Consider the following 24,245-nt stretch of genomic DNA (forward strand, 5'->3'; position numbering starts at 1 on the left):
GACAGCCCGGCACCGACCTCACCGGCCCCCTCCCCCCACTCCCCGCCTGGAAGTAACCACATACAAAAAAAATCCGCCTCCTACCGGGGATACCGATAGGAGGCGGATTGTTGTGCGCCCGAAGGGATTCGAACCCCTAACCTCTTGATCCGTAGTCAAGTGCTCTATCCGTTGAGCTACGGGCGCATGGTCTTCAGTTGTACCGGCGAACCGGTGTGGCGGAGGCGAGAGGATTTGAACCTCCGGTCCCCGTGAAGGGACAACTCATTAGCAGTGAGTCCCATTCGGCCGCTCTGGCACGCCTCCTGGAGCCTTCTCTTTCGAGGGCACCGGTCCTTGTCGAACCGCCGGGAATGAAGATTACACGAGCAGTCGTAGGAGTCCAAAACGCCAGGTCAACTAGCGTAAATTGCTGTCGAACCAGTCGAAGATGCGGGTCTGGGAATCGATGCGGATGGCGGTGGCCGCGTCGTCGTCGGGGTCGGGGCGGTCGGCGCGGTGGCGCAGGCCGGGGTAGGTGATGGTGAGACTGGCCACATTCGCGCGAGCGGTGGCGTCGCGGAGCTGGTCGACGGCCTCGGGTGGGGTGGCGGGATCGTCGGCGCCGAACAGGCCGAGCCAGGGGGCTTGCAGGCTGGGGGCAACCTCCACCAGCGAGGTGCGCTGGTCGGGGAGCGGGTCGACGATGCCGGCGGCGGCCACGCTCACGGCCGCGCCGATGGGTCGGTTGGTGGCCACGAGGAAGGCGGCCGTGCCCGCGGAGTCGAAACCGAGTACGCCGATGGTGTCGGGGAAGACCCCGCGGCGGGTGAGCCAGTCGAAGCCCGCGTCGAAGTCTACGAACAGCTCGTCGCCGAACACCTCGTGGATGTTGTCGTCCGGGAGACGGTCGAACAGGTGCGGGGCGACGACGAACCAGCCTTCCAGCGCCAGCGAGCGCATGAGCTCGACGAGCTGGGGCGGGAACTCCCGCGATTCGTGCAGGACGACGATGCCGCCGCGCGCCGTTCGTTCCGGCTCGACGACCGTGATCGGCACCGAGGTGCGCGCGCTGGTTTCGGCGCCACCCGGCTCACCGGCGGACTCGACCGGCCGCAGTGGGGCGACATCGTTGTAAGTGCCCGGCATATTCCCAGCGTAGGCGGCAGAACTGGTCTTGGGTAGGGTGGAGCGGTGACAGCGCGTATCCGGCCCGACCTGGCCACCATTCCCGCCTACGTTCCCGGCCGCACCCACCCGGACGCGGTGAAGCTGGCCTCGAACGAGACGACGTTCGGCCCGCTACCGAGCGCGGCGAAGGCGATCGCGGCGGCGGCCGAGCAGGCCAACCGGTACCCCGACAACCAGGTCACCGAGTTGCGGACGGCGCTGGCCGAATTCCTCGGTGTGAGCGTTGCCGACGTGGCAGTGGGCTGCGGCAGCGTGGCGCTGTGTCAGGAGCTCGTGCAGATCACCTGCGATGCCACCACCGACGAGGTGGTGTTCGCGTGGCGCTCGTTCGAGGCGTATCCGATCGTCACCCAGGTGGGCAATGCCACCGCGGTGCCGGTGCCGCTGACCGCCGATCATCGCCACGACCTGGACGCGATGGCCGACGCGATCACGGAACGAACCAAGCTGATCTTCGTCTGCAACCCGAACAACCCGACGGGCACGGCGCACCCACGCGCCGAGCTGGAGCGTTTCCTCGATCGGGTGCCCCCACACGTGCTGGTGGTGCTCGACGAGGCGTATTTCGAGTATCTGCGGCTGCCGGAGACCGACGGTATCGAGATCGGCCGCACCCGACCCAATGTCGTTGTGCTCCGGACGTTCTCGAAGGCGTACGGCCTGGCCGGGTTGCGCGTGGGGTACGCCGTAGGCGATCCGGAGGTGATCGCCGCGCTGCTGAAGGTGCACATCCCGTTCAGCGTGAACCGGGTGGCGCAGGCGGCCGCGATCGCGTCGTTGGAGGCGCACGGCGAGCTGCTCGACCGCACCGACGTGCTCATCACCCAGCGTGCGCAGGTGCGCGAGGCGCTGCTGGCCGCCGGGTACGAGGTGCCGCCGAGCGAGGCCAATTTCGTCTGGCTGCCGCTCGGTGCGCGCAGCCTGGAATTCGCCGAGGCGAGCGCTGCTGCGGGTGTGCTGGTTCGCCCCTTCGCCGGTGACGGCGTGCGTGTGACCATCGGTGACCCGCACGAGAACGAGCGTTTCCTCGCCTTCGCCACCGCACCGGACAATGCGGCGCGGTTCAGCTAGACCCTGCGCCACTTGCTGTTTCGGGCCCAAAATGGACGACTGACCGATTACGTCGCGTCCTTCGCGGGCCCGATTCCATATCCCCGCCCTCACCTCGGGTTGTTTGGCCCCCTGGGCCCCGGGTATTTGCCGCCACGTAGCTGATCTGGTCAACCCGATCACTGCGTCCCGACTGGTCACCCACAACCCACGCGGACCGTCACCCGGATCGGGATCGACGGCCTCCGCTCCCGGTAGGAGGGATGAAAAATGAGCAAGGCAACATTGGATTCGCTGATCGGCGCCACCGCCTATGACGAGCGGGGCGAGAAGATCGGCAAGGTCAAGCAGATCTACATCGACAACAACACGGGCTCCCCGACCTGGGCCGCGGTCTCGACCGGCCTGTTCAGCGCCGACTCGCTGGTGCCGCTGGCGGGCGCCGAACACAAGGCCGACGAGGACACGTTGCGTCTGCACGTCGACAAGGAGCAGGTGAAGTCCGCCCCGCATCTCGACGACGGGGGCCGCATCAGCGCCCAGTCCGAGCAGGAACTGTTCCGTCACTACCACGTGGACCCGCGCTCGGCCGGCTGGAACACCTACGGGCGTCAGCAGATTCGCCCCGGGACCGACGAGCCGATGACCCACGGCAATCCGGCGGCCATGAATCGTGGCACCACCGACGATTCGATGATCCGTTCGGAGGAGCAGCTGCGCGTCGACACCGAAAGCGAGGAGGTCGGCACCGCACGGCTGCGTAAGTACGTGGTGACCGAGGAGCAGACCATCAAGGTCCCGACCACCCACGAAGAGGCGCATATCGTCCGTGAGCCCATCACCGGCGAGCGCACCGGTCGCACCGATATCGGTGACGACGAGCGCGAGGTGACGCTGCACGCCGACCAGGTGCACGTCCAGAAGGAAGCGGTCCCGGTGGAACGCGTCCGTCTCGAGGTGGACGAGGTCGCCGACGAACAGACCGTCTCCGACACCGTCCGCAAGGAGCGTGTGGAAACCGAAGGTTTCGACGACGATCGCCGTCGGAACAAGCCGTGACGTAAATGCTGGCCTGAGCCCCGGTATCGCACCGGGGCTCAGGCGCGTCCGGCGTCAGATCGCCAGGGCGATCCAGGCCGCGATCAGGAGCACACAGAACGCCAACGCCACGTAACTGAGTGCCACTCCGGGCGTGGCCTGACGTTCCGCGCCCAGCGCACCCTTCATATAGATCTGGGCGGGCGCGGAGTAGTGCACCTCGGTGGTATGACCGGGGAAGACCTGCACGGAGGCGTGGTTACTGCCGTAACCCATTCCCCATTGCGTCGTCTCGACGGTCAGCATGTGCGTACCCGGCGGCACGGGGACGAAGTTGGCGCCCCACGTGATGTTCGGAACCTCGAAACCGTCGACCCTGACCCGTGCGCCGATCCCGAACGCGATCGGCAACTTCCGCGTGTGGACGACGACCCCGGTCTGCCCCGGTACAGCCCGGAACTGCGGAGCCGCGGGAAATGCAGCACCGGTCATGAGAACGCCCCCTCGAAACAACCCGGTACCGGGCGAAAAGCCCAGCAGTGGCGGAGACGGAGGGATTTGAACCCCCGATGGTGTTACCCATGCTCGCTTTCAAGGCGAGTGCATTCGGCCGCTCTGCCACGTCTCCCTGAGCAGAAATACTAGCGGACGCGACCGCGACAACAGATCTCGCACGAACATGGGTAACTCCCCGGGCACGGGCTGACTCGCCCAAGACCATCCGCAAGACGCCAACGCACAGCACCACGCACTTAGTCTGGCCAAAAGACGCGGAGAGGCGGTCGAGTATGCGTGCTATCGAGCTGGACGGGTTCGGTGGGCCCGAGGTGATGGAGTGGACCGTGACGGTCGACCCAGAACCCGGCCCGGGCGAGGTGTTGGTCGAAGTTGTTGCCGCAGGGGTGAACCGGGCCGATGTGATGCAGCGGCGCGGCTTCTATCCTCCGCCGCCGGACGCCAGTTCCGTGCCCGGTCTCGAGTGCTCCGGAACCATCGTCGAGCTCGGCCCGGGGGTCACGGATTGGCAGGTCGGTGATCGGGTGTGCGCGCTGCTCGCGGGCGGCGGGTACGCCGAGCTGGCGGCTGTGCCGACCACCCAGCTGTTGCCGGTGCCCGAGGAGATGGACCTGGCTGCCGCCGCGGGCTTGCCCGAGGTGGCGGCGACGGTGTGGTCGAACCTGGTGATGACCGCGGGGATGCGCTCGGGGCAGCTGGTGCTGATCCACGGGGGTGGGGGTGGGATCGGTACGCACGCCATCCAGGTGGCGCGCAGGCGGGGCGCGCGGGTGGCGGTGACGGCCGGGTCGGACGAGAAGCTGGCCAAATGCGCGGGCCTCGGCGCCGAAATCCTCGTCAACTACCGCACCCAGGATTTCGTGACCGAGCTCGCCGACGCCGGTGGCGCCGACATCATTCTCGACAACATGGGCGCCGTCTACCTCGAACGCAATGTGGAGGCGCTCGCCCCGCACGGCCGGTTGGTGGTGATCGGGCTACAAGGGGGCAATACCGGGTCGCTGAATATCGGTGGGCTGCTGCGTAAATGGGGTTCGGTGCACGCCACGAACCTGCGCGCCCGACCACGGGCGGGCGAGGGTAGCAAGGCCGAGGTGATCGCCGCGGTGCGCACGCAGTTGTGGCCGGATGTGGCGGCGGGCGAGATCTTTCCGGTGATCTCGGCGGAACTGCCCATCACCGAAGCCGGCCGCGCCCACGAATTGCTCGACGCACCCGAAACATTCGGCAAGGTCGTGCTTCGAGTACGCGACTGAGAACTGGAGCGGAACAGCTACGGGCGCGGACTACTCGAGGGAGCTGAGGGCCCGGCCGAGCTGGTCGATTTCGTAGCGCGTGGTGTACGGGGCCAGGCCGATGGTGACGGCCCCGCCCTCGTCGTTGACACCGAGGGCGTCGAGTAACCGGCTGCCGCCGTGTACCCCGCTGACCGTGCCGATGCGGGCGTCGGCCAGCTTGGCCGCCACCTTCTCGGCCTGCATGCCCGCCATCGTGAAGCTGACGGTGGGGATGCGGGTGGATGCGCGCCCGATCACGGTCAGGCCCTCGACCTGCTCCAGCACCTGCATGAGGTGGTCGAAGAGCTGGTCGTGGTAGTCCTGCAGCGAGGTGATCGAGATTTCGAGGCGTTCGCGGCGGGTGCCGGTGGCGCGCTCGTCGAGTCCGGCGAGAAAGTCGATCGACTGGGTGAGCCCGGCGAGCAGCGCGTACTGGTGCCCGCCGACCTCGAGGCGTTCAGCCCCCTTGGCGTAGGGGTTGAGCGACATCGACGGGATGCGGTCGAGGAAGGCGGGGTCGCGGAACACCAGGGCGCCGACCTGCGGACCGCCCCACGACGGCGCGCTCAGGGCGACCACGTCGGCATTGAGTTCGTCGATGTCGATCAGCGCGTACGGTGCGGCGCCGAACGCGTCGGCGACCAGCAGACCGCCCACATCGTGGACCCGGTCGGCGGCCACCCGAACGGCGGGCGCGGAACCGACGATCGGCGACGCGGCGGTGAGTGCGACCAGGCGCGCCGTGGGCCCGATCAGCTCCTCGAACTGCCACGACGGCATCTCGCACGTCTCGATCTCCACCTCGGCCCAGCGCACGTGCGCGCCGTAGCGGTTGGCGATGCGCAGCCACGGCGCGACATTGGCCTCGTCGTCGAGACGGGAGAGCACGATGCCCGTGCCGAGACCCAGGCGCGAACTCAGGGACTCGGCAAGCCAGGCGAGCAGAACCGCACGATCGGGACCGAGCACGACGCCGGCCGGATCTCCGCCGACGAGGTCGGCGACCGCCTCCCGGGCGGCGTCGAGGATCGCGCCGCTGCGGGTCGCCGCACCGTGGCGGCCGATGTGGGAAAACGAGGAGGTACGGAAACCCGTTGAGACGGCACGCGATACCGAATCGGGAACCAGCATCCCCGCCTGCGGGTCCAGATGGATCCAGCCGTCGCCCAGGGACGGTATCAGGCCCCGAACCCTCGCGACGTCATAAGTCATGGTGGCCACTTTAAGGGCAGCGGGCGTCACGGTGTAACCGCGTGGGGGTTTTAGCGCGAAGCCGACACACGCGCAATGATGGGGCTATGACGCACTCGGAGGACACCCCCGAATCCATCGTCGTGATCGGTCCCGACGGTCGGCCGGTCACCGTGCCCGCCGACTCCGACGCCGCGGCCGAGTACACCGCGCAGGTGGTCGACGGGGACAAGAAGGCCGACGACGACCGCGACGAGTCGGCCGAATCGCTGGCCGACATGGTCGAGCAGCCCGCCAAGGTGATGCGGATCGGGACCATGATCAAACAGCTGCTCGAGGAGGTGCGCGCCGCTCCTCTCGACGACGCGAGCCGCTCGCGCCTCAAGGACATCCACAAGTCCTCGGTCCGCGAACTCGAGCAGGGCCTCGCCCCCGAGCTGCGCGAGGAACTCGAACGCCTCACCCTGCCCTTCACCGACGAGTCCGTGCCCTCGGATGCCGAACTGCGCATCGCCCAGGCCCAGCTCGTCGGCTGGCTCGAAGGCCTGTTCCACGGCATCCAGACCGCCCTGTTCGCCCAGCAGATGGCCGCCCGCGCCCAGCTCGAACAGATGCGCCAGGGCGCCCTCCCGCCCGGCATGCACGCGGCCGATGGGAAGGCAGGCCATGGCCATGTCGGCGGCGGGCAGTACCTGTAAGGTCGGGGATCGTGCCCGCTGCTGCCGCTCGTTCCGAATCGGTCTCCGACCAGGGTGACGCGCGTACCGAAGAGAGCCCCGTGCATACCGACGAGACACCGACCGAAGCCGAGGTGGCCGCTGCGGCCGCCGCCGAGCAGACCGACGACGCCCCGCTGCTGGTGAAGACGCCGATGGTGTCGGATTCGCAGACGTTCCGGCGCGCGTTCAAAGACATGCGCGACGGGTTCCATCAGCGTGAGCTGTGGTTGTCGCTGGGTTGGCAGGACATCAAACAGCGCTATCGCCGGTCGGTGCTCGGTCCGTTCTGGATCACCATCGCGACCGGCCTGCAGGCGCTGGCGATGGGCCTGTTGTATTCGACGCTGTTGAATCAGCCGATCAGTGAGTATCTGCCGTATGTGACCGTCGGTTTGATCGTCTGGAACGTGATCAGCGCGTCGATCCTCGAGGGTTCGGATGTGTTCATCGCCAACGAGGGACTGATCAAACAGTTGCCCTCGGCGCTGAGCGTGCACGTGTATCGCCTGGTGTGGCGCCAGTTCCTGTTCTTCATCCACAACGCGGCGATCTACGCGGTGCTGCTGCTCGCGTTCTCCATCTGGCGCGATCTGGACTGGACGTTGTTGCTGGTTGTTCCGGCGATCCTCCTGCTGTTCCTCAATGCCATGTGGGTGTCGATCGTGTTCGGCATCTTCTCCACCCGCTACCGCGATATCGCCCCGATCCTCGGCTCGATGACGCTGATGCTGTTCGTGCTGACCCCGGTGATGTGGTCGACGAAGGCGCTGGAGAACTCGGTCGGCGGCATGAGCGACCGGGCCAAGCTGATCGAGATCATCCCGACCTTCCACTACCTCGAGATCGTGCGCGGCCCGCTGCTCGGCGAGCCGACCGACTGGCATTCCTGGGTCATCGTCGGCGCGATCACGGTGGTCGGCTGGGTGGTCGCGATCCTGGCGCTCAAGCAGTACCGTGCCCGCGTCCCGTACTGGGTTTAGGAGACTGTCGTGAGCCGTGTGAGTATCGAAACCCATGACGCGTGGGTCGAGTTCCCGATCTTCGACGCCAAGTCGCGGTCGCTGAAGAAGGCCTTTCTCGGTAAGGCGGGCGGCGCGATCGGACGCAACAGTTCCGACGTGGTGGTGGTCGAGGCGTTGCGCGAGATCAACCTCTCGCTCAAGGAAGGCGACCGGATCGGGCTCGTCGGGCACAACGGCGCGGGCAAGTCGACGCTGCTTCGCCTGCTCTCGGGCATCTACGAACCCTCGCGCGGCAGTGCGCGCATCCGCGGCCGGGTAGCACCCGTGTTCGACCTGGGTGTCGGCATGGATCCGGAGATCTCCGGCTACGAGAACATCATCATCCGCGGCCTGTTCCTCGGGCAGACCCGCAAGCAGATGCTGGCCAAGATCGACGAGATCGCCGACTTCACCGAGCTCGGCGAGTACCTGTCGATGCCGTTGCGCACCTACTCCACGGGTATGCGCGTGCGCCTGGCGATGGGTGTGGTCACCTCCATCGACCCCGAGATCCTGCTGCTCGACGAGGGTATCGGCGCCGTCGACGCCGAGTTCATGAAGAAGGCGCGCACCCGGCTCCAGTCGCTGGTCGCGCGGTCCGGCATCCTCGTTTTCGCCAGCCACTCCAACGAATTCCTCGCCCAGCTGTGCGATACCGCGATGTGGATCGACCACGGTCGCATCCGCGAACAGGGCGGCATCGAAGACGTTGTGCGAGCGTATGAAGGGCCCGAGGCGGGTAACCACGTGGCACAGGTGCTTCGCGAGCTGGAAGCCGAGCAGGGCGACAAAGAATTGGAGCAGAATCAGGCATGAGCGGTCAGAGTGAGGACGCTGTCCCGGCCGCCGTGCCCGGTGGGTTCAGCATGGCCGATCGGCTCGAGGCGGGGGTTGCCCCCGTGGAGCCCGCCGCCGTGCTGCCCGTGACCGAGGAGCCCGAGCTGCCCGCAGGCGCCGAACCGGCCGACCTGAGCACCGAGACCGGACCGAACGCGCGGATCATCGCGGTCGTCGTCACCCACAAGCGCCGCGAGCTGCTCGCCGAATCGCTGAAAGTGCTTGCCTCGCAGTCACGTCCGATCGACCATTTGATCGTCGTCGACAATGCCAACGAGGACGAGGTGGCCGAGCTGGTCGCCCAACAGCCCATCGAGGCCACCTACCTCGGCTCACGCCACAACCTCGGCGGCGCGGGCGGTTTCGCGCTCGGCATGCTGCACGCGCTCACCCAGGGCGCGGACTGGGTGTGGCTGGCCGACGACGACGGCCGACCCGACGGTCCGGAAGTCCTCGCCACGCTGATCGATTGCGCGCGCAGGCACAATCTGGTCGAGGTGTCGCCGGTGGTGTGCGATATCGACGAACCCGACCGGCTCGCCTTCCCGCTGCGCCGCGGGGTGGTGTGGCGGCGCACGCGGTCGGAGCTCGGCGACGACGACTTCCTGCCCGGCATCGCGTCGCTGTTCAACGGCGCGCTGATCTCGGCGAAGGCCGTCGACCTGATCGGTGTGCCCGACCTGCGCCTGTTCGTGCGTGGCGACGAGGTTGAGGTGCATCGGCGCCTGGTCCGGTCGGGCCTGCCGTTCGGCACCTGCCTGCAGACCGCCTACCTGCACCCCAACGGTGCCGAGGAGTTCAAGCCGATCCTCGGCGGGCGCATGCACACCCAGTACCCCGACGATCCGGTGAAGCGCTACTTCACCTACCGCAATCGCGGGTACCTGATGTCACAGCCCGGTATGCGGAAGTTGTTGCCGCAGGAGTGGATCAGGTTCTCCTGGTTCTTCCTGGTGACCCGTCGCGATCCGGCTGGGCTCAAGGAGTGGTTCCGGTTGCGCTCGCTAGGCCGCAACGAGCACTTCGGCAAGCCGGACCAGGGCCCGCGGAAATAATCCCCGGTACCCACGCTCGGCAACGGCACCTACCCGTTCCAGGTGATCGCCCCACCGGTCCGGGCCGGTTCCAGCTCACCGTGCGTACCGACCGGCCGAGCCTGCCCGCCTCGACCGAGGTCGTCGTTCCCTGACCTGCGTCGATACCGCCGGGGAGCTGATCGGTCGCTTGCCGGCATAAATCGGTTGTGCGGTGTCGCGGGTATGCGGCACAGTAGGAGCAACGTGGAGAGGAGGTGGATGTCCGTGAGTACAGACGTGTGGATTGCCGTGCCCCGGGTGCGCGATGGCGCCCCGACTGCTCCGGACATCACCTCTACTCGCTGAGCCCCGACGTCGGGCTCGGCGCCCGACGAAGGACTTCTACCGATGGTCGACTACGACCTGCTCGTCCCTTACGGCTGGACCGAAACCGTAGCCTCCGAATATCTCCCGCTGCTCGGCGATCTCGTGCCCGCACGCATCGTCCGGATGGATCGCAGCGAATGCGATGTGGTCGCCCCGAGCGGCCCGTCTCGTGCCGCCTGTCCGCGTGACATCACCGGCTTGTGTACCGGCGACTGGGTCGGTCTCGATGCCGAAGGCACTGTGCGCCTGCTGCTTCCGCGCCGCTCGGCGATCATGCGCTCGTCGGTGTCGGGGCGCTCGGTCGCCCAGGTGCTCGCCACCAATGTCGACACCGTGCTGATCTGCAGCGCCGCCGACGGTGACGTGGACCTGGGACGGATCGAGCGCATGCTCGCCCTCGCCTGGGAGAGCAATGCCCAACCCGTGGTTGTGCTCACCAAAGCCGATGCGGCGGATCATCTTCCGCTCGACGAGGTGCGTGCGGTCGCGCCGGGGGCGACGGTGCTCGCGGTGAGCGCCGCCGCCGAGACAGGGCTGGATGTGCTCACGGCCGTGCTGCACGGCACCGTCGCCTTGATCGGGCCGTCGGGCGCGGGCAAGTCGACCCTGGCCAACGCCCTGCTCGGCGCGGAAGTGTTCGCCACCAACGCCGTTCGCGCTGTCGACGGAAAGGGCCGCCACACCACCGTCCACCGGGAACTGCGACCGCTCCCCGGCGGCGGCACCCTCATCGACACACCGGGTCTACGCGGCATCGGCCTCTACGACGCCGCCGACGGTATCGGCAAGACCTTCAGCGACATCGAATCCCTCGCCGCTGATTGCCGTTTCGCCGACTGCGCGCACGAGACCGAACCGGGCTGCGCGGTCCAGGCGGGCATCGCCGACGGAACCATCACCGAGCGTCGCCTCACCAGCTACCGCAAGCTGGCGAAGGAGAACGAGTGGATGGCCGCGCGCACCGACAAGCGCCTGGCCGCCGAACGCGAACGCGCCTGGCGCTCCATCGCCAAGCAACACCGCAAGCAGTACCGCGAACGCGGCTACCGCTGACCTGCTGAGCCGAGCACCACGCCTGGTGGCGGACGATCCCGCCACCAGGCGTGGTGATCCCGGTCAGCTGGGGTCGATGCCGTAGAGGCGGGCCCAGTTCTCACGGCTGGTGAGTTCGGGGACCGCCGCGCGGTATTCGGCCTGGAGCCTGGGGAGTTCGCGGCGAAGTTTGCGCAGCGTTCGGTAGGTGCGGATGAGCAGGGCACGGGCGCGGGCCTTGTCACGGCGGCGCACCCGGACGCCCGACTGGGAGGCGTCGGTGACGACCACGTGGTCGAACAGGCCCACATGCCACCAGTGCGCGTCCTCGCGGGTGACACCGATCAGCCCGTGCTGGGTGCGCCCGGTCCACTGCATGATCGCGCGCTTGATGAGCACGAGGGTGATGCGGCTGGGCTCACCGCTTGCCCGGCGCACCTGGATTTCGGCGGAGTTCACCGGCGGAGTCGCGGCGGGGTGCTTGATGGTCTCCGGGTAGTCGTTGCGGGAGGTGCGGGCCGCGGACAACGCCTCGATTCCGCCGTCGCGCAACACCTTCGGACCCTTCATGAAGTCCTCGATGCCCTGCAGGGTGGTGTGCACCAGGCCGTACTGCATGCCGACGAGATGTTCGGCGATGTAGCGGAAGAAGTCCTTGGTGATGGCCTTGCCGTCGAGATCGGTGTGCAGGGCGCCGACGATGAGCGAGTTGCGCGTGGAGAAGTAGCGCGCCCAGTCGTCGTAGTCCTTCCAGTAGAAGTCGGCGTGCCAGACGGCGGCATTGGGCAGGGTGACGGTGACGAAACCGTTCTCGCGGGCCCGGATGCCGTATTCGACGTCGTCCCACTGGAAGAAGATCGGGACCGGAAGGCCGATCTTCTTCACGACCTCGGCCGGGATCAGGCAGGTCCACCAGGCGTTGTAGCCGGCATCGACGCGGCGCTCCTGGTTCTTCTTGAGCATGGAGGTGTTGCGCAGCGCCTTGGGCACCTTCTGCCCGTGCTTGAGCTCGCCCAGGCGCACGTCCTCGGCACCGACGTTGAGGTAGTCGGGGTTGAGCAGGAACAGCATCTGCGCGCCCACCAGGGTCGGCTCGACCGTCAGGTTCGCGAACGCCTGCAGGCGCAGGACGGTCTCGGGCTCGCAGAGGATGTCGTCGTCCATCAGGATGACGTCGGCGTGCTCGTTGGCCGCCGACACCTCGTACAGGCCACGGGTGAAGCCGCCCGCGCCACCGAGGTTCGGCTGGCGGATGTAGCGCAGCTTGTCGCCGAAATCGGGGCGGACCTGCTGGAACAGCGGCCGGTTCTCGACCAGGTCGGTGCCCTGGTCCACGACGTAGACAGCGTCGATGGCGGCGAGCACCGTGGGGTCCGAGGCCAGCGCGGCGACGGTGTGGGCGCAGTCCTCGGCCCGGTTGAAGGTGCAGATCGCGATGGCGACCGGGCGAACCGCCTCGGGCGCCTTGGCGGTCCAGGTGAGCTCGGTGATGTCGAGTTCGCCGCCGATCGCGTCGAACTCGAGCCACAGTGCGCCGCCGTCGACGTACTGGTCGAGCGGCGCGGACAGGCTCACGAACCCACTGCTGGTCGCCACCAGCGAGGCGACGATGCGGCGGTGCCCGGCGATATCGGAGGCGACCAGCCGCACATTGGCCTTGTGCCCCACCCGCAGGTTCGCGGTGGCGGTCACCTCGGTGACGGTGGTCCAGCGCTGCCAGTAGCTGGCGGCGAAGCGGCCGAAGTAGGTATTCGTGTGCGCGGTCGCGCCCTTGGGCAGGTGCAGCGACAGACGCTCGCGGATGGCGGCACCGCCCTTGACGACGGCGTAGAGCTCGTCGCTCACCCGGGCCGACGGGCCGGTGAAAATGCCCCTGGCCAGGACCAAGCGTTCGGGTGCCGAGTGTTCACCACGCAGTGACGCGGGTGCGGCCTCGTGCCGTTCGTTCGATTCGGTCACGACTCGAGTAGCCGACTGCTCCATGAAGTCCTCGAAATTCTCGGTATCGACTGCGCCGACGCAAGCAGTCACGTAAGGAAAGGGCGGCGCGGCGGGCGGGGTGAGGATATCAATCACCGCCGGGCCGGGCGCCGTCAGTGAGGGGTAACAGCACCCCGCGCGTGTTGCTCACCGGTTGCCTCGGCGCCGGTGAACACGAATTTGTCGTAGGCCCAATAACGGAATATGACAGCAAGCGTCTGGCCGATGACGGTGGCGGAAATGTTGTCCGACAGCGGCGACGACAGATCGAGCACATAGCGGGAAAAGCCGAGGCAGCCCAGTTGCAGGCCGATCGCCACGACATTCACCAGCGCGTACAACAGGTATTCGCGGCCCGCGCTGCCGGACTTCTTGTGCGCGAAGGTCCACCACTTGTTGCCGAAGTAGGTGACCACCGTCGCCACCACGATCGCGACGACTTTCGCGGTGAGCGGGGAGTGATAGAGCACACCTTCGGACAGCGACAACCCGCCGCCCCAGAACACCAGCAGGTTGTACGTACCGGCGTCGACGAGGAAACCGACCGCGCCGACGACGAGGAACGCCGCCCCCTGCCGCAACGCCGTCGTCACCTTCGTCAGCAGCGAAGCGGGGGCGGGCTCGGATAGATCAGGGTGGGACACGGGCCGACGGTACACCGAAGACCCGCGTGTCCCCGAGTTACGCTCGGCGAACCGGATGAGCGCCGAAGACCTGTGCTGTGTACCCTCCCGGTGACCCTTTTAATGCCTACATCTGAGGATTGACCCGGGTGGACTCCACCGAGCTTCGCATTGCCGCCGTGGTCCCCTGCCACAACGAAGAGGCCGCGGTCGCCAAGGTCGTCGCCGACCTGAAGGCCGCTGTGCCGGGGATCGTCGTCTACGTCTACGACAACCTGAGCACCGACCGCACCGCCGAATGCGCCCGCGAGGCCGGGGCGATCGTGCGCTACGAGAACACCAAGGGCAAGGGCAATGTGGTTCGCCGCGCCTTCGCCGATATCGAGGCCGACGTCTACCTGATGATCGACGGCGACGACACCTACGAGGCGTCGGCCGCACCGCTGATGATCAAGACCCTGCTCGAGGGTCCCTACGATCACGTGCTCGGTGTGCGTAAGCAGGACGAGGACACCAACGCCTACCGGTCCGGGCACGAGACCGGCAACAAGGTGCTCAACGGCGTGGTCGGCAAGGTGTTCGGCGACAACGTCGAAGACATGCTGAGCGGCTTCCGGGTGTTCTCGCGCCGCTTCGTCAAGAGCTTCCCCGCCGTCTCCCGTGAGTTCGAGATCGAGACGGAACTGACCGTGCATTCGCTGCACCTGCGGGTTCCGCAGACCGCGGTGCAGGTGGGTTTCCGTGACCGCCCCGCGGGCAGCGAATCCAAGCTGCGCACCTACCGCGACGGCACCAAGATCCTCGCGCTGATCCTCGGTCTGGCCAGGCACGAACGCCCGGTCGCCTTCTACGGCCTGTTCGGCACGCTGGCCCTGCTGTTCTCGGTGATCCTCACCGTGCCGATCGTGATCGAGTTCTACAACACCCACGAGGTGGCGCGGTTCCCGACGCTGTTCTTCGCGTTCACGCTGATGCTGCTCGGCTGCCTGGCCTGGACCGCCGGGCTGATTCTGGACGGCATCCGCCGGTCGCGTCACGAAGCGGCGCGGCTGGTGTACCTGCGGTATTCGGCCGTCGGCGAGCGTGCGGACATCGCGGCCGGAGACCGTCGGTGACCAGCACCGTCGAGCCGGAAACCGTCGCCGCCGAACAGGTACCCGCGACCGAACGCAAAGATCGCCTACCCGCCCCCGTCCGCTCGCTGACCGGCCGGTTCGGTGCCGCGACGGTGGCGTTCGCCGTGCTCGCGACGGGGTTCGGCGCGCTGTTCGCCGTGCTCACCCCCGCGTTCTGGGGCCACGACGAGATCACCCAGTTCGGCCGTGCCTACCAGGTGGCACACGGCGGGGTGTTCCCGCAGCGCATCCACGACGATCGCGGCGTCGCCTACGGCGGGCAGATCCCGGTGAGCATCGACGAGCTCATGGGCTACGCCTTCCGCGACTACAACGACAACCCCGAGGAACCCGGCGCGATGGTCGCCGACCCCGGCGCCTACGACCGGCTCGCCGGTGCCGACATCTCCTCGGCGACCCGGCCGATGTGGTTCACCAACACCGCCGCCTACTCCCCCGTGCCGTATGTGCCTGCCGCCGTCGGCATCCGGACAGGCGAGGCGCTCGGCCTGAACATCGGCGGGATGTACCTGCTCACCCGGCTGGCCGGGTTGGCGGCCTACCTCGCGGTGGTCGGGTTCGGGCTCTACGCCCTGCGGCAGCGGCGCACCCAGTGGCTGGTGTTCACCGTCGCCGTGCTGCCGATCGCGCTGTTCCAGGCGGGCACCGTCACCGCCGACACGCTCACCAACGCGCTGGCCATTCTCGTGTCGGCGCTGCTGGTGAAGGGGCTGTTCATCGGCGACCGGCTGAGCAAACCCGAGACCGCCGCCCTGCTGGCCGCGACGATCGCGCTGCCGCTGAGCAAACCCGCCTACGTGCTGCTGGCCATGCTGATCGTGGTCGTGCCCGCCGAACGCCTCGGTTTCACCGGCAAGCTGAAAGTGCTGCCGTGGGTGTTCGCGATCACCGGTGGCACGCTGTTCCTGGCCTGGACCAAGATCGCCGCGCCGACCGGCGACGGCATGAGCCTGATGCGCCCGCCGCACCAGTGGGGTCAGGTGCGGCCCGGCGATCAGCTGCGCGGGATCCTCGGCGATCCGCTGCACTTCGTACACACCTTCGGCGAGAGCATCGCGCTGCGCGATCACCGCTGGTTCAACCAGTTCTTCGGTGAACTCGGCTTCGCCTACGTCGACGCGCCCGCGCTGACGATGCTCGCCTGCCTGATCGCGTTCGCGGTGAGCTTCGGCATCGCCGATCTGCTGACCAGCACGTTGCGCCGCACCCTGATCGTCGCCGCAACGGTGCTCGCCAGCGTGGCGATGGTCTACGTGACGCTGTACATGTCGTTCACGCCGGTGGACTACTACATCATCGACGGCGTGCAGGGCAGGTACTTCGTGCCGCTGGCCATCCTCGGTATCGCGGTGGTGATCCGCTGGGTTCCGCTGCGGCTGCGCGATGCCGACGGTGTCGTCCCGACCCGCGGGCCGGGACTCACCGTGGCCTGCGCGTCGCTGATCGCGCTGATCGCCGCTGCCGCAACGTATTACACCGTCGTCTGGGGCTGACCCCGCGGACGACGGTGTAGTCCGTCAGAGTTTCTGCTCGCCCGCCGCCGCGTAGGCGCGTTCGGTGTCGGCCTTCTTCGGCCGCCACCAGTCCTCGTTCTCGCGGTACCAGGTGATGGTGTCGGCCAGCCCGGCCCGGAAGTCGCTGTAGCGCGGTGACCAGCCCAGTTCCGTGCGCAGCAGGCTCGCGTCGATCGCGTAGCGCTGGTCGTGGCCGGGCCGGTCGGTGACGTGGTCGAAATCGGTGGGATCGCGATCGAAAGCTTCCAGAATCAACTGCACGACGGTGAGATTGTCGAGTTCACCATCGGCACCGATGAGATAGGTCTGCCCGATTCGGCCGCGCTCGAGAATGTCCCAGACCGCGCGATTGTGATCGTCGACGTGAATCCAGTCGCGCACCTGATGACCGGCGCCGTACAAACGCGGACGCACGCCGTCGATCAAATTGGTGATCTGGCGTGGGATGAATTTCTCCACGTGCTGATACGGGCCGTAATTGTTGGAACAGTTCGACAGTGTGGCGCGCACTCCGAAGGAACGGGTCCAGGCGCGCACGAGCAGATCGCTGCCGGCTTTCGTCGCCGAATACGGGCTCGAAGGGTTGTAGGCCGTCGTTTCGGTGAAGGCGGGGTCGTCGGGGGTGAGGTCGCCGTACACCTCGTCGGTGGAAACGTGGTGGTAGCGCACGTCGTGGCGGCGCACGGCCTGTAGCAGGGAGTAGGTACCGACGATATTGGTCTGCACGAACGGCCACGGTTCGGCGAGCGAGTTGTCGTTGTGCGATTCGGCGGCGAAATGCACAACCGCGTCGACACCGCTGACGAGATTGTCGACGAGGTCGAGATCGGCGATGTCGCCGTGGACGAATTCGATGCGGTCGGCCACCGGATCGAGCGACGCGCGGTTTCCGGCGTAGGTGAGCGCGTCGAGGACGGTCACCGCTACGTCGGGGCGCGTGGCCACCGTCTGCTGGACGAAATTCGCACCGATGAATCCGGCCCCGCCGGTAACGAGCACTCGCACGTCGACAACGATACGTGCTCGCGATCGGGGACAGAAAGCGAACCGGCACTCGCCCAGGTAGAAACAGTCACGGTATTTACACCGTGATGTCCGTCACACCGGACGGGTTCAGGTTACGGCCCGGGGTCTGCTTTCCTGAGAAAAACCCTAGTCGGCACTCAGGTTTCTAGCTGCGCACCGGCCCTGGGGTATCAACGGTGAACAGAATTTGAATAGAAGTACACAGGTGGTTCACCGCTCGTTAGCTGCGGGGGCTTTTGATCATCGGGTCCCCTCCGAACGCTCCAACATCGAGGTTCAACAAAATGCTGATGAGGAAATTCGCCGCCACTTCGGCGCTGCTGATCGCTGCCATGGGCGTCGCCGCCGGCACCGCGCACGCCGAAGAGGCCCCGGCCGCCGCTGCCCCGATCAACTACACCGCCGAAATCGTCGAGGACTCGAAGGCCGTCGTCACCACCGACGCCGGCTCGATGGTCGTCGAGGACAATGTCCTGAAGATCAAGGCGGCCGACGGCACCGTCGTCGCGGGCACCCCGCTGGCGTTCCGCATCGAAGAGCACGAGCTCCCGATCGTGGCCGAGATCTCCGGCAACACCGCCACCCTGACCCCGGTGATGGACCCGGCCAAGGCCGTCTACAAGCCGGTCGCCCTGCCTTACGAGGCGCAGGCGCCCTGGAAGAGCGAGTACGACCGTGAGGTCGCGGCGTTCAACCGTCTCAAGGACACCATCTCCGTCGGCGCCACCATGGGTGCCCTCGTCGGTGGCCTCGGTGGCGCGGCTGTCGGCTGCATCGCCGGTGCCGGTGCCGGCCTGGTCCTGACCGGTGCCCTCCTCGCCCTGTTCGGCGCGGGCCCGCTGGCCGGCTGCATCGCCGGTGCCGCCGCTGTCGGCTTCCTGGGTGTGCTGGCCGGTCAGCTGTTCATCACCGCTCCGGTCGCCATCGGTGCGGCGATCCAGTACTTCGCCACCGTCACCTCGCCGTTCACCCCGCCGGCCAAGTAATTCCGGTTCGGAACGTGCGATAACCGCCCTCGCGTAAGCACATTCGCGAGCAGGTACGCCAGGTGCCCCGCTGCGGCTCGAAAGAGTTGCGGCGGGGCACCTGTCGTTTTCGGCTGGGGTCAGGCGGTGCGGGCGCGTTCGGCGGGCGCCACCGCTTCCCGCACGAACTTGGCGACCCGTCCGAGCGCCGAACGGCTCTCCGGCATGTCCGGCAGGATGCTCATGAAGGCGTGCACCTGCCCCCGCCACAGCTCGAGGGTGTGCGGCACACCCGCCGCACCGAGCCGGTGGGCCATGAGTTCGCAGTCGTAGCGCAGCAATTCGTCTTCGGCCGCGATCAGCAGTACCGGGGGCAACCCGGCCAGGTCGGCATTGACCGGCGAGAGCTTCGCATCGAGCGGACCCGCGTGCTCGGCGCCGAGGCGGACCACGGCCTCCAGTCCGGCCAGCGGAATGTAGGCATCCCGGCGCACATTCACGTAGTCCTTCTTCGCCCGGTAGTCCAGATCGAGCAGCGGACTCAAGCCGACGAGACCGGCGGGCAGCGGCAATCCGATGTCGCGGGCGCGCAGCGCGGTGGCGAAGGTGAGGAACCCGCCCGCCGAGTCACCGGCGAAGACGATGCGGCCCGGATCGGCGCCGTGGCGAAGCAACCAGCGGTAGGCCAGCACGCAGTCGTCGATGGCGGCGTCGATCGAACCCGGCAGCTGACGGTATTCCACATTGAGCACCGGCAACCCGGTCCGCCTGGCCAGCCCGGCGGCGACGGCCCGATGGGTCGACAACCCACAGACCGCGAAGCCACCACCGTGCAGATACAGCAGCGCGCCGTGGCGCAGCGCCCGCGAGGCGCCCGCGGGACGGATCATCTCCATCTTGAATCCGTCGAGCTGGATCTGTTCGCGTTCGATCCCCGTCGGTTCGGGGCGCAGTCGCGCGAGCAGGTCGACGGCGATACCGCCGATCGGGATGGTGCGCCGGTTGATGGGGACGGTGCGCAGCAGCGGCCCGATGACGCCGACGCAGGCGCCCATCAACACGCGCGAGGACGTACTGCCCCGTCCGGAGTTGACGACGATGCCCGCCGCTTTCGGACTGGTGGCGCCCCTGGGGGCGGCGGGGACGATCCCGCCCAACACACCGGGCCTGCCGATCTTCGAGGCTTCCATCGCGCACCTACCTCACACTGGCGCGTCGACTCGGCCCGGGTGCGAGCCCCGGATCGGATGTCGACGCTGACATCTAACACAGTGATGTTTCACACATCGACGCTCACATAATCAGATGAACGCCGTCGTGTCCCAGTTATCGACCGACACACCCGGTTGCGAAACGTTCGTGATCAATTCGTCCACGTGTCGGAACCTCCCCGACTCCTGCGACGCCGGAACTGGCAGACTTGCCACCTATGCGCGGAATCATCTTGGCGGGCGGCACCGGATCGCGGCTGCACCCGATCACGCGCGGGGTGAGCAAGCAGCTCGTCCCGGTCTACGACAAACCGATGGTCTACTACCCCTTGTCCACCCTCATGTTGGCAGGGATCGACGACATTCTCGTCATCACCACGCCGGAGGATGCCGAGGCGTTCACCCGGTTGCTCGGTGACGGCAGCCAGTTCGGGGTGTCGATCAGCTATGTGGTCCAGCCCGAACCCGACGGCCTGGCCAGGGCTTTCGTACTCGGCGCCGACCACATCGGCACCGAACCCGCCGCGCTCGTACTCGGCGACAACATCTTCCACGGCCCCGGCCTCGGCGCCAGCCTGCACCGCTTCCACGACATCGACGGCGGCGCGGTGTTCGCCTACTGGGTGAGCGACCCCACCGCCTACGGCGTGGTGGAGTTCGTGGACGGTCGCGCGGTCTCCATCGAGGAGAAGCCGAAGGTGCCGCGCTCCAACTACGCCATCCCCGGCCTGTACTTCTACGACAACGACGTGGTCGAGATCGCGCGCGAACTGCGTCCGTCGGCGCGCGGGGAGTACGAGATCACCGATATCAACCGCGCCTATCTCGAGCAGGGCAGGCTCAGCGTGGACGTGCTCGCGCGCGGCACCGCCTGGCTCGATACCGGCACCTTCGACTCGCTGCTCGACGCCGCCAACTACGTGCGGACCATCGAGGAACGCCAGGGCCTCAAGATCGGGGTGCCCGAGGAGGTGGCGTGGCGGCGCGGCCTGATCTCCGACGACCAGCTGTGCGAACTGGCCGAACCGATGGTGCGCTCCGGCTACGGGCGCTACCTGCTCGACCTGATCGACCGCGGAAAAGACTGGTAGCGCATGGAGATCCGTGAACTGGCCATCCCCGGCGCGTGGGTGGTCACTCCCCGCCTGCTCGGCGACGACCGTGGCATGTTCTGCGAGTCGTTCAAGGCCTCGGAGTTCGAGAAGGCCACCGGCCGGCCCTTCGACCTGCACCAGGTGAACACCTCGGTGTCGGCGGCGGGAGTGTTGCGCGGCATCCACTACACCGAGGACCCGCCGGGCCAGGCCAAGTACGTGACATGTGTGCGCGGCGCCTTTCTCGACGTGGTCGTCGACCTGCGACCGGGTTCGCCCACCTACGGCCGCTGGGACAGCGTGCTGCTCGACGACGTGGACCGCCGCTCGGTGTTCCTGTCCGAGGGGCTCGGCCACGCCATCCTGTCGCTGGAGAACTACTCGACGGTGACCTACCTGTGCTCGCTCGAGTACACCCCCGAATTCGACCGTGACCTGGACGCTTTCGACCCCCGGCTGGCCATCGACTGGCCGACCGAGGGCCGCGACGGCCGCCCGCTCACCTTCATCCGCTCCGCCAAGGACGAGGCAGCGCCGCGGTTCGCCTGATACGCCGAAAGGCACCACCGCGACATGGTGGTGCCTTCAGCGCTTCGGATCAGACCGTCTGGAGCACCTTCTCCTCGACCACCGGCGCGTCGGTGACCCGCTTGCGCGGCCAGAAGACCGTGAGCGCGACCAGTGCGCCGAGCACCGTGACACCGGCGGCGAACTCGAGGCCGGGGCGGTAGGTGTCGAGCATCTGCTGCGGCGAGGTGCCGTGCGCGGTGCCGGAGGTGACGATGGCGGTGGTCACCGCGAGCACCACGGCCGCACCGACCTGCATCGAGGTCTGCAGCACGCCCGCCGCGAGACCCTGCTCCTCGTCGTCGATACCGCTGGTGGCCTGCACGTTGATGGCGGGGAAACCCACCCAGCCGATGCCGATCAGCAGGACCGCGGGCAGCAGCACGGTCAGGTAGTCGGGCGCGGTGTCGATCCGCAGGAACAGCAGGTAGCCGACGGCCATCACCGACATGGTCACCGCGATCACCGGCCCGGTGCCGAAGCGGTCGATCAGCTTGTCGGAGAAGAATGCCGAGGCGACGACAAGGATGCCGACCGGAAGCAGCGCCATGGCAAGCTTCAGCGGCGACCAGCCGAGGGTGTCCTGCAGGTACAGCGTGACGATGAACTGCCAGCTGAAGTACGAGCCGGCGACCGCGATGATGGCCAGGCTGGCCCGCACCAGCGACACCTTGCGCAGGATCCCGAGCCGGACCAGCGGGTGGGCGACGCGCTGCTCGGTGACGACGAACGCGGCGAACAGGGCGACCACGGCGATGAACGAGATGACGGTCCGGGCCGAGGCCCAGCCGACCTCGGGCGCGGTGACCACGGTGTAGACCAGCAGCAGCATGCCCGAGGTGGACAGCAGCGCGCCGAGCAGATCGTGGCCGCCTTCCTCGGCCTTACCGTCCTTGGGGATCAGCACGAACGCCGAGATCAGGGCGGCGACGGCGATCGGGACGGGCAGCAGGAACGTCCAGCGCCAGCCGACACCGGTCATCAGGCCGCCGAAGAGCAGGCCCATGGAGTAACCACCCGCGCCGAACACGGTGTAGATGGACAGCGCCTTGTTGCGCGCTTTTCCTTCGGCGAAGGTGGTGGCGATGATCGACAGGCCGGTCGGCGCGGTGAACGCGGCGGCCAGACCCTTGATGAACCGGGTGACGATCAGCAGCGTCGGGTCGCTGACCAGGCCGCCGATCAGGGACGCGACCGCGAAGACGGCCAGGGCGATGAGGAACACCTTGCGACGCCCGAGCAGATCGGCCGTGCGACCACCGAGCAGCAGCAGACCGCCGTAGCCGAGGACGTAACCGCCCACGAGCCACTGCAGGGTGGAGGTGGACATATCGAGTTCGGCGCCGATGGACGGCAGGGCGACACCGATCATCGAAACATCGAGACCGTCGAGGAACAGAACAATGCACAGGGTGATCAGCAGGCCCCAGAGGCGAGCGGACCACCGGGTCGGGTCGGTCGCCTCGGCGGCCGAGAGCGTTGCTGGCGAAGTCATGCGGAGGACATTACATGCATGCGCATTTAATGCCAACACATTTAATGCAGTTGCATAGATCCGTCGGGCGCACTAAGATGGCCGCATGTCGAACCCGGCCAACACAGCTCGGCGCAACGAAGCGCCCACCGAGCTGGTCGGCCAGTGGCGCGCATTGCTCGACCGGCACGCCGCCGTGAGCTGCGCACTGGAGAAGGCGCTTCAGAACGAACACCGGATCGGACTCAGCGAGTTCGAGATCCTCGACCGTCTCGTCGACGCGGCCTGCGAGAAGTACCGCATGACCGACCTGTCCGGCGACATCTACCTGAGTCAGAGCGCGCTCTCGCGCGCCGTGGCACGGCTCGAACGCGACGATCTGGTCGAACGCAGCACCTGCGACGGCGACCGGCGGGCGTGTTTCGTCAAGCTCACGGAAAAGGGCAGGGCGGTCTACGACCAGGCCCTGCCCACGCACCGTTCGGTACTCACCGACTCCTGGTAGGAGTTACACCGTCGCGCTCGCCGCGGCGGTGATGTCGGTGAAAGCGCTTCGGTAGCGGTCGAATTCGGCCGGCTTGTCGAGATAGACCGAACCGGCGAAGGTCTCCACGTAGACCACCGGCGGTTCCTGCTTGTCGACCGCGTTGTCGCCGTCGAAATCGAGCACGGTGAACCGGCCCGACTCGAGCCCGGCGTGGTAACCGGAGTCGTCCGGGATCACCCGGATGTCGACGGTGTCGCGTTCGGCCAGCTCGCGCAGCCGCGCACGCTGACCGGCGAGCACCCGGTCGTCACCGATGCGGCGCGACAGCACCGCCGCGGCGAGCACCACCCGCAGCCGCAACGGCGAGCCGGCCCTGGTGAGCAACGCCTGCCTGGCCGCGCTCACCCGCAGCCGCCGTTCCAGGTCGGCGTCGGTGAGTTCGGGAATGGTCCGTTCGAGCAGCGCCCTGGTGTAGTCCTCGGTCTGCAACAGCGCCGGGACCAGGCCGTCCTCGTAGATCGACAGCTCGGCCGCCGCCTCCTCGAGGCCGATGTAGACCTCGAAGCCCTCCGGAATGACGTCGCCGTAACTCGTCCACCACCCCCGCGCCTTGGTTTCGCGAGCAAGTGCCGCCAGCGGTTCCACCTGATCGGCGGGCGCTCCGTACACCTTGCACATGGCCTCGACATCGAGGCTGCGCAGCGATGTCTGCCCCGTCTCGATCCGCCAGATCTTCGCTTCCGACCACTCGAGTTGCGCCGCCGCGGTTCTGGTGGTCATCCGCGCACGGTTGCGCAGGTCACGTAAGTGCCTGCCCAGCTGCCTGCGCGGCATGGTCGAACCGGTGACGCCCTGCGGTGAAGCCATACTTCCCCCCTGTATCCAAATCCGGCCTCCCCCTTGTTCTCTGGAGGCCGCCGTTCGCAGCTGACGC

The 24,245-nt window shown here is 67.3% G+C and carries 23 protein-coding genes and 3 tRNA genes; 14 read left to right on the forward strand and 12 right to left on the reverse strand.

From position 1 onward, the window contains the following. Positions 1 to 113 precede the first annotated feature (113 nt). From HYG95_RS22305 to HYG95_RS22315, 3 genes are all read right to left on the reverse strand, one after another. Positions 114 to 186: transfer RNA gene (locus HYG95_RS22305), tRNA-Arg, on the reverse strand. Positions 187 to 216: 30 nt separating this feature from the next. Beyond that, positions 217 to 306 (reverse strand) — tRNA-Ser (locus HYG95_RS22310). A gap of 93 nt (positions 307 to 399) precedes the next feature. Beyond that, positions 400 to 1,128: a dienelactone hydrolase family protein gene (locus tag HYG95_RS22315; RefSeq protein WP_181700738.1), complete on the reverse strand. Its 729-nt coding sequence runs from the start codon at positions 1,126 to 1,128 to the stop codon at positions 400 to 402. Between the two features lie 45 nt (positions 1,129 to 1,173). On the opposite strand from HYG95_RS22315, the gene hisC reads away from it, so the two are divergent. Both hisC and HYG95_RS22325 read left to right on the forward strand, forming a co-directional pair. Next, positions 1,174 to 2,241 (forward strand): histidinol-phosphate transaminase, encoded by a 1,068-nt coding sequence (gene hisC, locus HYG95_RS22320; protein WP_181700740.1) that lies wholly within the window; start codon positions 1,174 to 1,176, stop codon positions 2,239 to 2,241. A 249-nt stretch (positions 2,242 to 2,490) separates the two neighbouring features. Continuing rightward, positions 2,491 to 3,279 carry a DUF2382 domain-containing protein gene (locus tag HYG95_RS22325; protein WP_181700742.1) on the forward strand — a complete coding sequence of 263 codons (789 nt, stop codon included), beginning with the start codon at positions 2,491 to 2,493 and terminating at the stop codon, positions 3,277 to 3,279. A gap of 54 nt (positions 3,280 to 3,333) precedes the next feature. Here the strand turns inward: HYG95_RS22325 and HYG95_RS22330 are convergent, their stop codons facing one another. Continuing rightward, positions 3,334 to 3,750, reverse strand: a complete 417-nt coding sequence (locus HYG95_RS22330) for a hypothetical protein (protein WP_181700744.1) — start codon at positions 3,748 to 3,750, stop codon at positions 3,334 to 3,336. A gap of 48 nt (positions 3,751 to 3,798) precedes the next feature. Beyond that, positions 3,799 to 3,886: transfer RNA gene (locus tag HYG95_RS22335), tRNA-Ser, on the reverse strand. A gap of 160 nt (positions 3,887 to 4,046) precedes the next feature. On the opposite strand from HYG95_RS22335, the gene HYG95_RS22340 reads away from it, so the two are divergent. Beyond that, positions 4,047 to 5,030 (forward strand): NAD(P)H-quinone oxidoreductase, encoded by a 984-nt coding sequence (locus HYG95_RS22340; RefSeq protein WP_181700746.1) that lies wholly within the window; start codon positions 4,047 to 4,049, stop codon positions 5,028 to 5,030. 30 nt (positions 5,031 to 5,060) lie between these two features. On the opposite strand, the gene HYG95_RS22345 is transcribed toward HYG95_RS22340, so the two are convergent. Beyond that, positions 5,061 to 6,263 (reverse strand): cysteine desulfurase-like protein, encoded by a 1,203-nt coding sequence (locus HYG95_RS22345; protein WP_067494785.1) that lies wholly within the window; start codon positions 6,261 to 6,263, stop codon positions 5,061 to 5,063. Between the two features lie 86 nt (positions 6,264 to 6,349). On the opposite strand from HYG95_RS22345, the gene HYG95_RS22350 reads away from it, so the two are divergent. The 5 genes from HYG95_RS22350 (at position 6,350) to rsgA (ending at position 11,255) form a co-directional block, all read left to right on the forward strand. Further along, positions 6,350 to 6,940, forward strand: a complete 591-nt coding sequence (locus HYG95_RS22350; protein WP_067640291.1) for a bacterial proteasome activator family protein — start codon at positions 6,350 to 6,352, stop codon at positions 6,938 to 6,940. A gap of 173 nt (positions 6,941 to 7,113) precedes the next feature. Beyond that, complete coding sequence (locus HYG95_RS22355) at positions 7,114 to 7,941, forward strand: ABC transporter permease (protein WP_181700780.1); 828 nt, start codon at positions 7,114 to 7,116, stop codon at positions 7,939 to 7,941. Between the two features lie 18 nt (positions 7,942 to 7,959). Then, the gene (locus HYG95_RS22360; protein ID WP_181700782.1) at positions 7,960 to 8,778 is read left to right on the forward strand and encodes an ABC transporter ATP-binding protein; all 819 of its coding nucleotides are present in this window, start codon (positions 7,960 to 7,962) and stop codon (positions 8,776 to 8,778) included. After that, the gene (locus HYG95_RS22365) at positions 8,775 to 9,854 is read left to right on the forward strand and encodes a glycosyltransferase (RefSeq protein ID WP_225281250.1); all 1,080 of its coding nucleotides are present in this window, start codon (positions 8,775 to 8,777) and stop codon (positions 9,852 to 9,854) included. The genes HYG95_RS22360 and HYG95_RS22365 overlap by 4 nt, the downstream gene beginning before the upstream one ends. 369 nt (positions 9,855 to 10,223) lie before the next feature. After that, positions 10,224 to 11,255 carry a ribosome small subunit-dependent GTPase A gene (gene rsgA, locus HYG95_RS22370; protein ID WP_181700748.1) on the forward strand — a complete coding sequence of 344 codons (1,032 nt, stop codon included), beginning with the start codon at positions 10,224 to 10,226 and terminating at the stop codon, positions 11,253 to 11,255. A gap of 63 nt (positions 11,256 to 11,318) precedes the next feature. Here the strand turns inward: rsgA and HYG95_RS22375 are convergent, their stop codons facing one another. Together HYG95_RS22375 and HYG95_RS22380 are read right to left on the reverse strand one after the other, a co-directional pair. Beyond that, the gene (locus tag HYG95_RS22375) at positions 11,319 to 13,217 is read right to left on the reverse strand and encodes a glycosyltransferase (protein ID WP_181700751.1); all 1,899 of its coding nucleotides are present in this window, start codon (positions 13,215 to 13,217) and stop codon (positions 11,319 to 11,321) included. 110 nt (positions 13,218 to 13,327) lie between these two features. Continuing rightward, the gene (locus HYG95_RS22380) at positions 13,328 to 13,858 is read right to left on the reverse strand and encodes a GtrA family protein (RefSeq protein WP_067640283.1); all 531 of its coding nucleotides are present in this window, start codon (positions 13,856 to 13,858) and stop codon (positions 13,328 to 13,330) included. 128 nt (positions 13,859 to 13,986) lie between these two features. Between HYG95_RS22380 and HYG95_RS22385 the strand changes: the two genes are divergently transcribed. Continuing rightward, positions 13,987 to 14,952, forward strand: coding sequence for a glycosyltransferase (locus tag HYG95_RS22385; protein WP_181700753.1), 966 nt, complete (start codon positions 13,987 to 13,989; stop codon positions 14,950 to 14,952). Next, complete coding sequence (locus HYG95_RS22390) at positions 14,949 to 16,466, forward strand: DUF2142 domain-containing protein (protein WP_181700756.1); 1,518 nt, start codon at positions 14,949 to 14,951, stop codon at positions 16,464 to 16,466. The genes HYG95_RS22385 and HYG95_RS22390 overlap by 4 nt, the downstream gene beginning before the upstream one ends. Before the next feature lie 24 nt (positions 16,467 to 16,490). On the opposite strand, the gene rfbB is transcribed toward HYG95_RS22390, so the two are convergent. Then, a complete protein-coding gene (gene rfbB / locus HYG95_RS22395) occupies positions 16,491 to 17,492 on the reverse strand; it encodes a dTDP-glucose 4,6-dehydratase (protein WP_181700758.1) in 1,002 nt (333 codons plus the stop codon). 305 nt (positions 17,493 to 17,797) lie between these two features. On the opposite strand from rfbB, the gene HYG95_RS22400 reads away from it, so the two are divergent. Further along, positions 17,798 to 18,499: a hypothetical protein gene (locus HYG95_RS22400; RefSeq protein ID WP_181700760.1), complete on the forward strand. Its 702-nt coding sequence runs from the start codon at positions 17,798 to 17,800 to the stop codon at positions 18,497 to 18,499. A gap of 119 nt (positions 18,500 to 18,618) precedes the next feature. Here the strand turns inward: HYG95_RS22400 and HYG95_RS22405 are convergent, their stop codons facing one another. Then, entirely contained in the window at positions 18,619 to 19,668 is a 1,050-nt protein-coding gene (locus HYG95_RS22405) for an alpha/beta hydrolase (RefSeq protein ID WP_181700761.1), read from the reverse strand. Positions 19,669 to 19,907: 239 nt separating this feature from the next. Between HYG95_RS22405 and rfbA the strand changes: the two genes are divergently transcribed. After that, positions 19,908 to 20,780 (forward strand): glucose-1-phosphate thymidylyltransferase RfbA, encoded by an 873-nt coding sequence (gene rfbA / locus HYG95_RS22410; RefSeq protein WP_067494815.1) that lies wholly within the window; start codon positions 19,908 to 19,910, stop codon positions 20,778 to 20,780. 3 nt (positions 20,781 to 20,783) lie between these two features. Continuing rightward, entirely contained in the window at positions 20,784 to 21,332 is a 549-nt protein-coding gene (locus tag HYG95_RS22415) for a dTDP-4-dehydrorhamnose 3,5-epimerase family protein (protein ID WP_067640275.1), read from the forward strand. 49 nt (positions 21,333 to 21,381) lie between these two features. On the opposite strand, the gene HYG95_RS22420 is transcribed toward HYG95_RS22415, so the two are convergent. Continuing rightward, complete coding sequence (locus HYG95_RS22420) at positions 21,382 to 22,845, reverse strand: MFS transporter (protein WP_220139718.1); 1,464 nt, start codon at positions 22,843 to 22,845, stop codon at positions 21,382 to 21,384. An 85-nt stretch (positions 22,846 to 22,930) separates the two neighbouring features. On the opposite strand from HYG95_RS22420, the gene HYG95_RS22425 reads away from it, so the two are divergent. Beyond that, a complete protein-coding gene (locus HYG95_RS22425; protein WP_181700763.1) occupies positions 22,931 to 23,329 on the forward strand; it encodes a MarR family winged helix-turn-helix transcriptional regulator in 399 nt (132 codons plus the stop codon). A 3-nt stretch (positions 23,330 to 23,332) separates the two neighbouring features. Here HYG95_RS22425 and HYG95_RS22430 read toward each other — a convergent pair whose 3' ends face one another. Beyond that, complete coding sequence (locus HYG95_RS22430; protein WP_181700766.1) at positions 23,333 to 24,178, reverse strand: helix-turn-helix transcriptional regulator; 846 nt, start codon at positions 24,176 to 24,178, stop codon at positions 23,333 to 23,335. Positions 24,179 to 24,245 lie beyond the last annotated feature (67 nt).

Source organism: Nocardia sp. GTS18 (genome assembly GCF_013839555.1).
GTDB lineage: Bacteria > Actinomycetota > Actinomycetes > Mycobacteriales > Mycobacteriaceae > Nocardia > Nocardia rosealba.

Coding starts and splice junctions, on each gene's coding strand:
- HYG95_RS22355 (WP_181700780.1), top strand. CDS start 7,114: ATGGTGTCGGATTCGCAGACGTTCCGGCGCGCGTTCAAAGACATGCGC.
- HYG95_RS22415 (WP_067640275.1), top strand. CDS start 20,784: ATGGAGATCCGTGAACTGGCCATCCCCGGCGCGTGGGTGGTCACTCCC.
- HYG95_RS22350 (WP_067640291.1), top strand. CDS start 6,350: ATGACGCACTCGGAGGACACCCCCGAATCCATCGTCGTGATCGGTCCC.
- HYG95_RS22325 (WP_181700742.1), top strand. CDS start 2,491: ATGAGCAAGGCAACATTGGATTCGCTGATCGGCGCCACCGCCTATGAC.
- HYG95_RS22420 (WP_220139718.1), bottom strand. CDS start 22,845: ATGACTTCGCCAGCAACGCTCTCGGCCGCCGAGGCGACCGACCCGACC.
- HYG95_RS22345 (WP_067494785.1), bottom strand. CDS start 6,263: ATGACTTATGACGTCGCGAGGGTTCGGGGCCTGATACCGTCCCTGGGC.
- rsgA (WP_181700748.1), top strand. CDS start 10,224: ATGGTCGACTACGACCTGCTCGTCCCTTACGGCTGGACCGAAACCGTA.
- HYG95_RS22400 (WP_181700760.1), top strand. CDS start 17,798: ATGCTGATGAGGAAATTCGCCGCCACTTCGGCGCTGCTGATCGCTGCC.
- HYG95_RS22365 (WP_225281250.1), top strand. CDS start 8,775: ATGAGCGGTCAGAGTGAGGACGCTGTCCCGGCCGCCGTGCCCGGTGGG.
- HYG95_RS22330 (WP_181700744.1), bottom strand. CDS start 3,750: ATGACCGGTGCTGCATTTCCCGCGGCTCCGCAGTTCCGGGCTGTACCG.
- HYG95_RS22315 (WP_181700738.1), bottom strand. CDS start 1,128: ATGCCGGGCACTTACAACGATGTCGCCCCACTGCGGCCGGTCGAGTCC.
- HYG95_RS22430 (WP_181700766.1), bottom strand. CDS start 24,178: ATGGCTTCACCGCAGGGCGTCACCGGTTCGACCATGCCGCGCAGGCAG.
- HYG95_RS22375 (WP_181700751.1), bottom strand. CDS start 13,217: ATGGAGCAGTCGGCTACTCGAGTCGTGACCGAATCGAACGAACGGCAC.
- HYG95_RS22340 (WP_181700746.1), top strand. CDS start 4,047: ATGCGTGCTATCGAGCTGGACGGGTTCGGTGGGCCCGAGGTGATGGAG.
- HYG95_RS22405 (WP_181700761.1), bottom strand. CDS start 19,668: ATGGAAGCCTCGAAGATCGGCAGGCCCGGTGTGTTGGGCGGGATCGTC.
- rfbA (WP_067494815.1), top strand. CDS start 19,908: ATGCGCGGAATCATCTTGGCGGGCGGCACCGGATCGCGGCTGCACCCG.
- HYG95_RS22425 (WP_181700763.1), top strand. CDS start 22,931: ATGTCGAACCCGGCCAACACAGCTCGGCGCAACGAAGCGCCCACCGAG.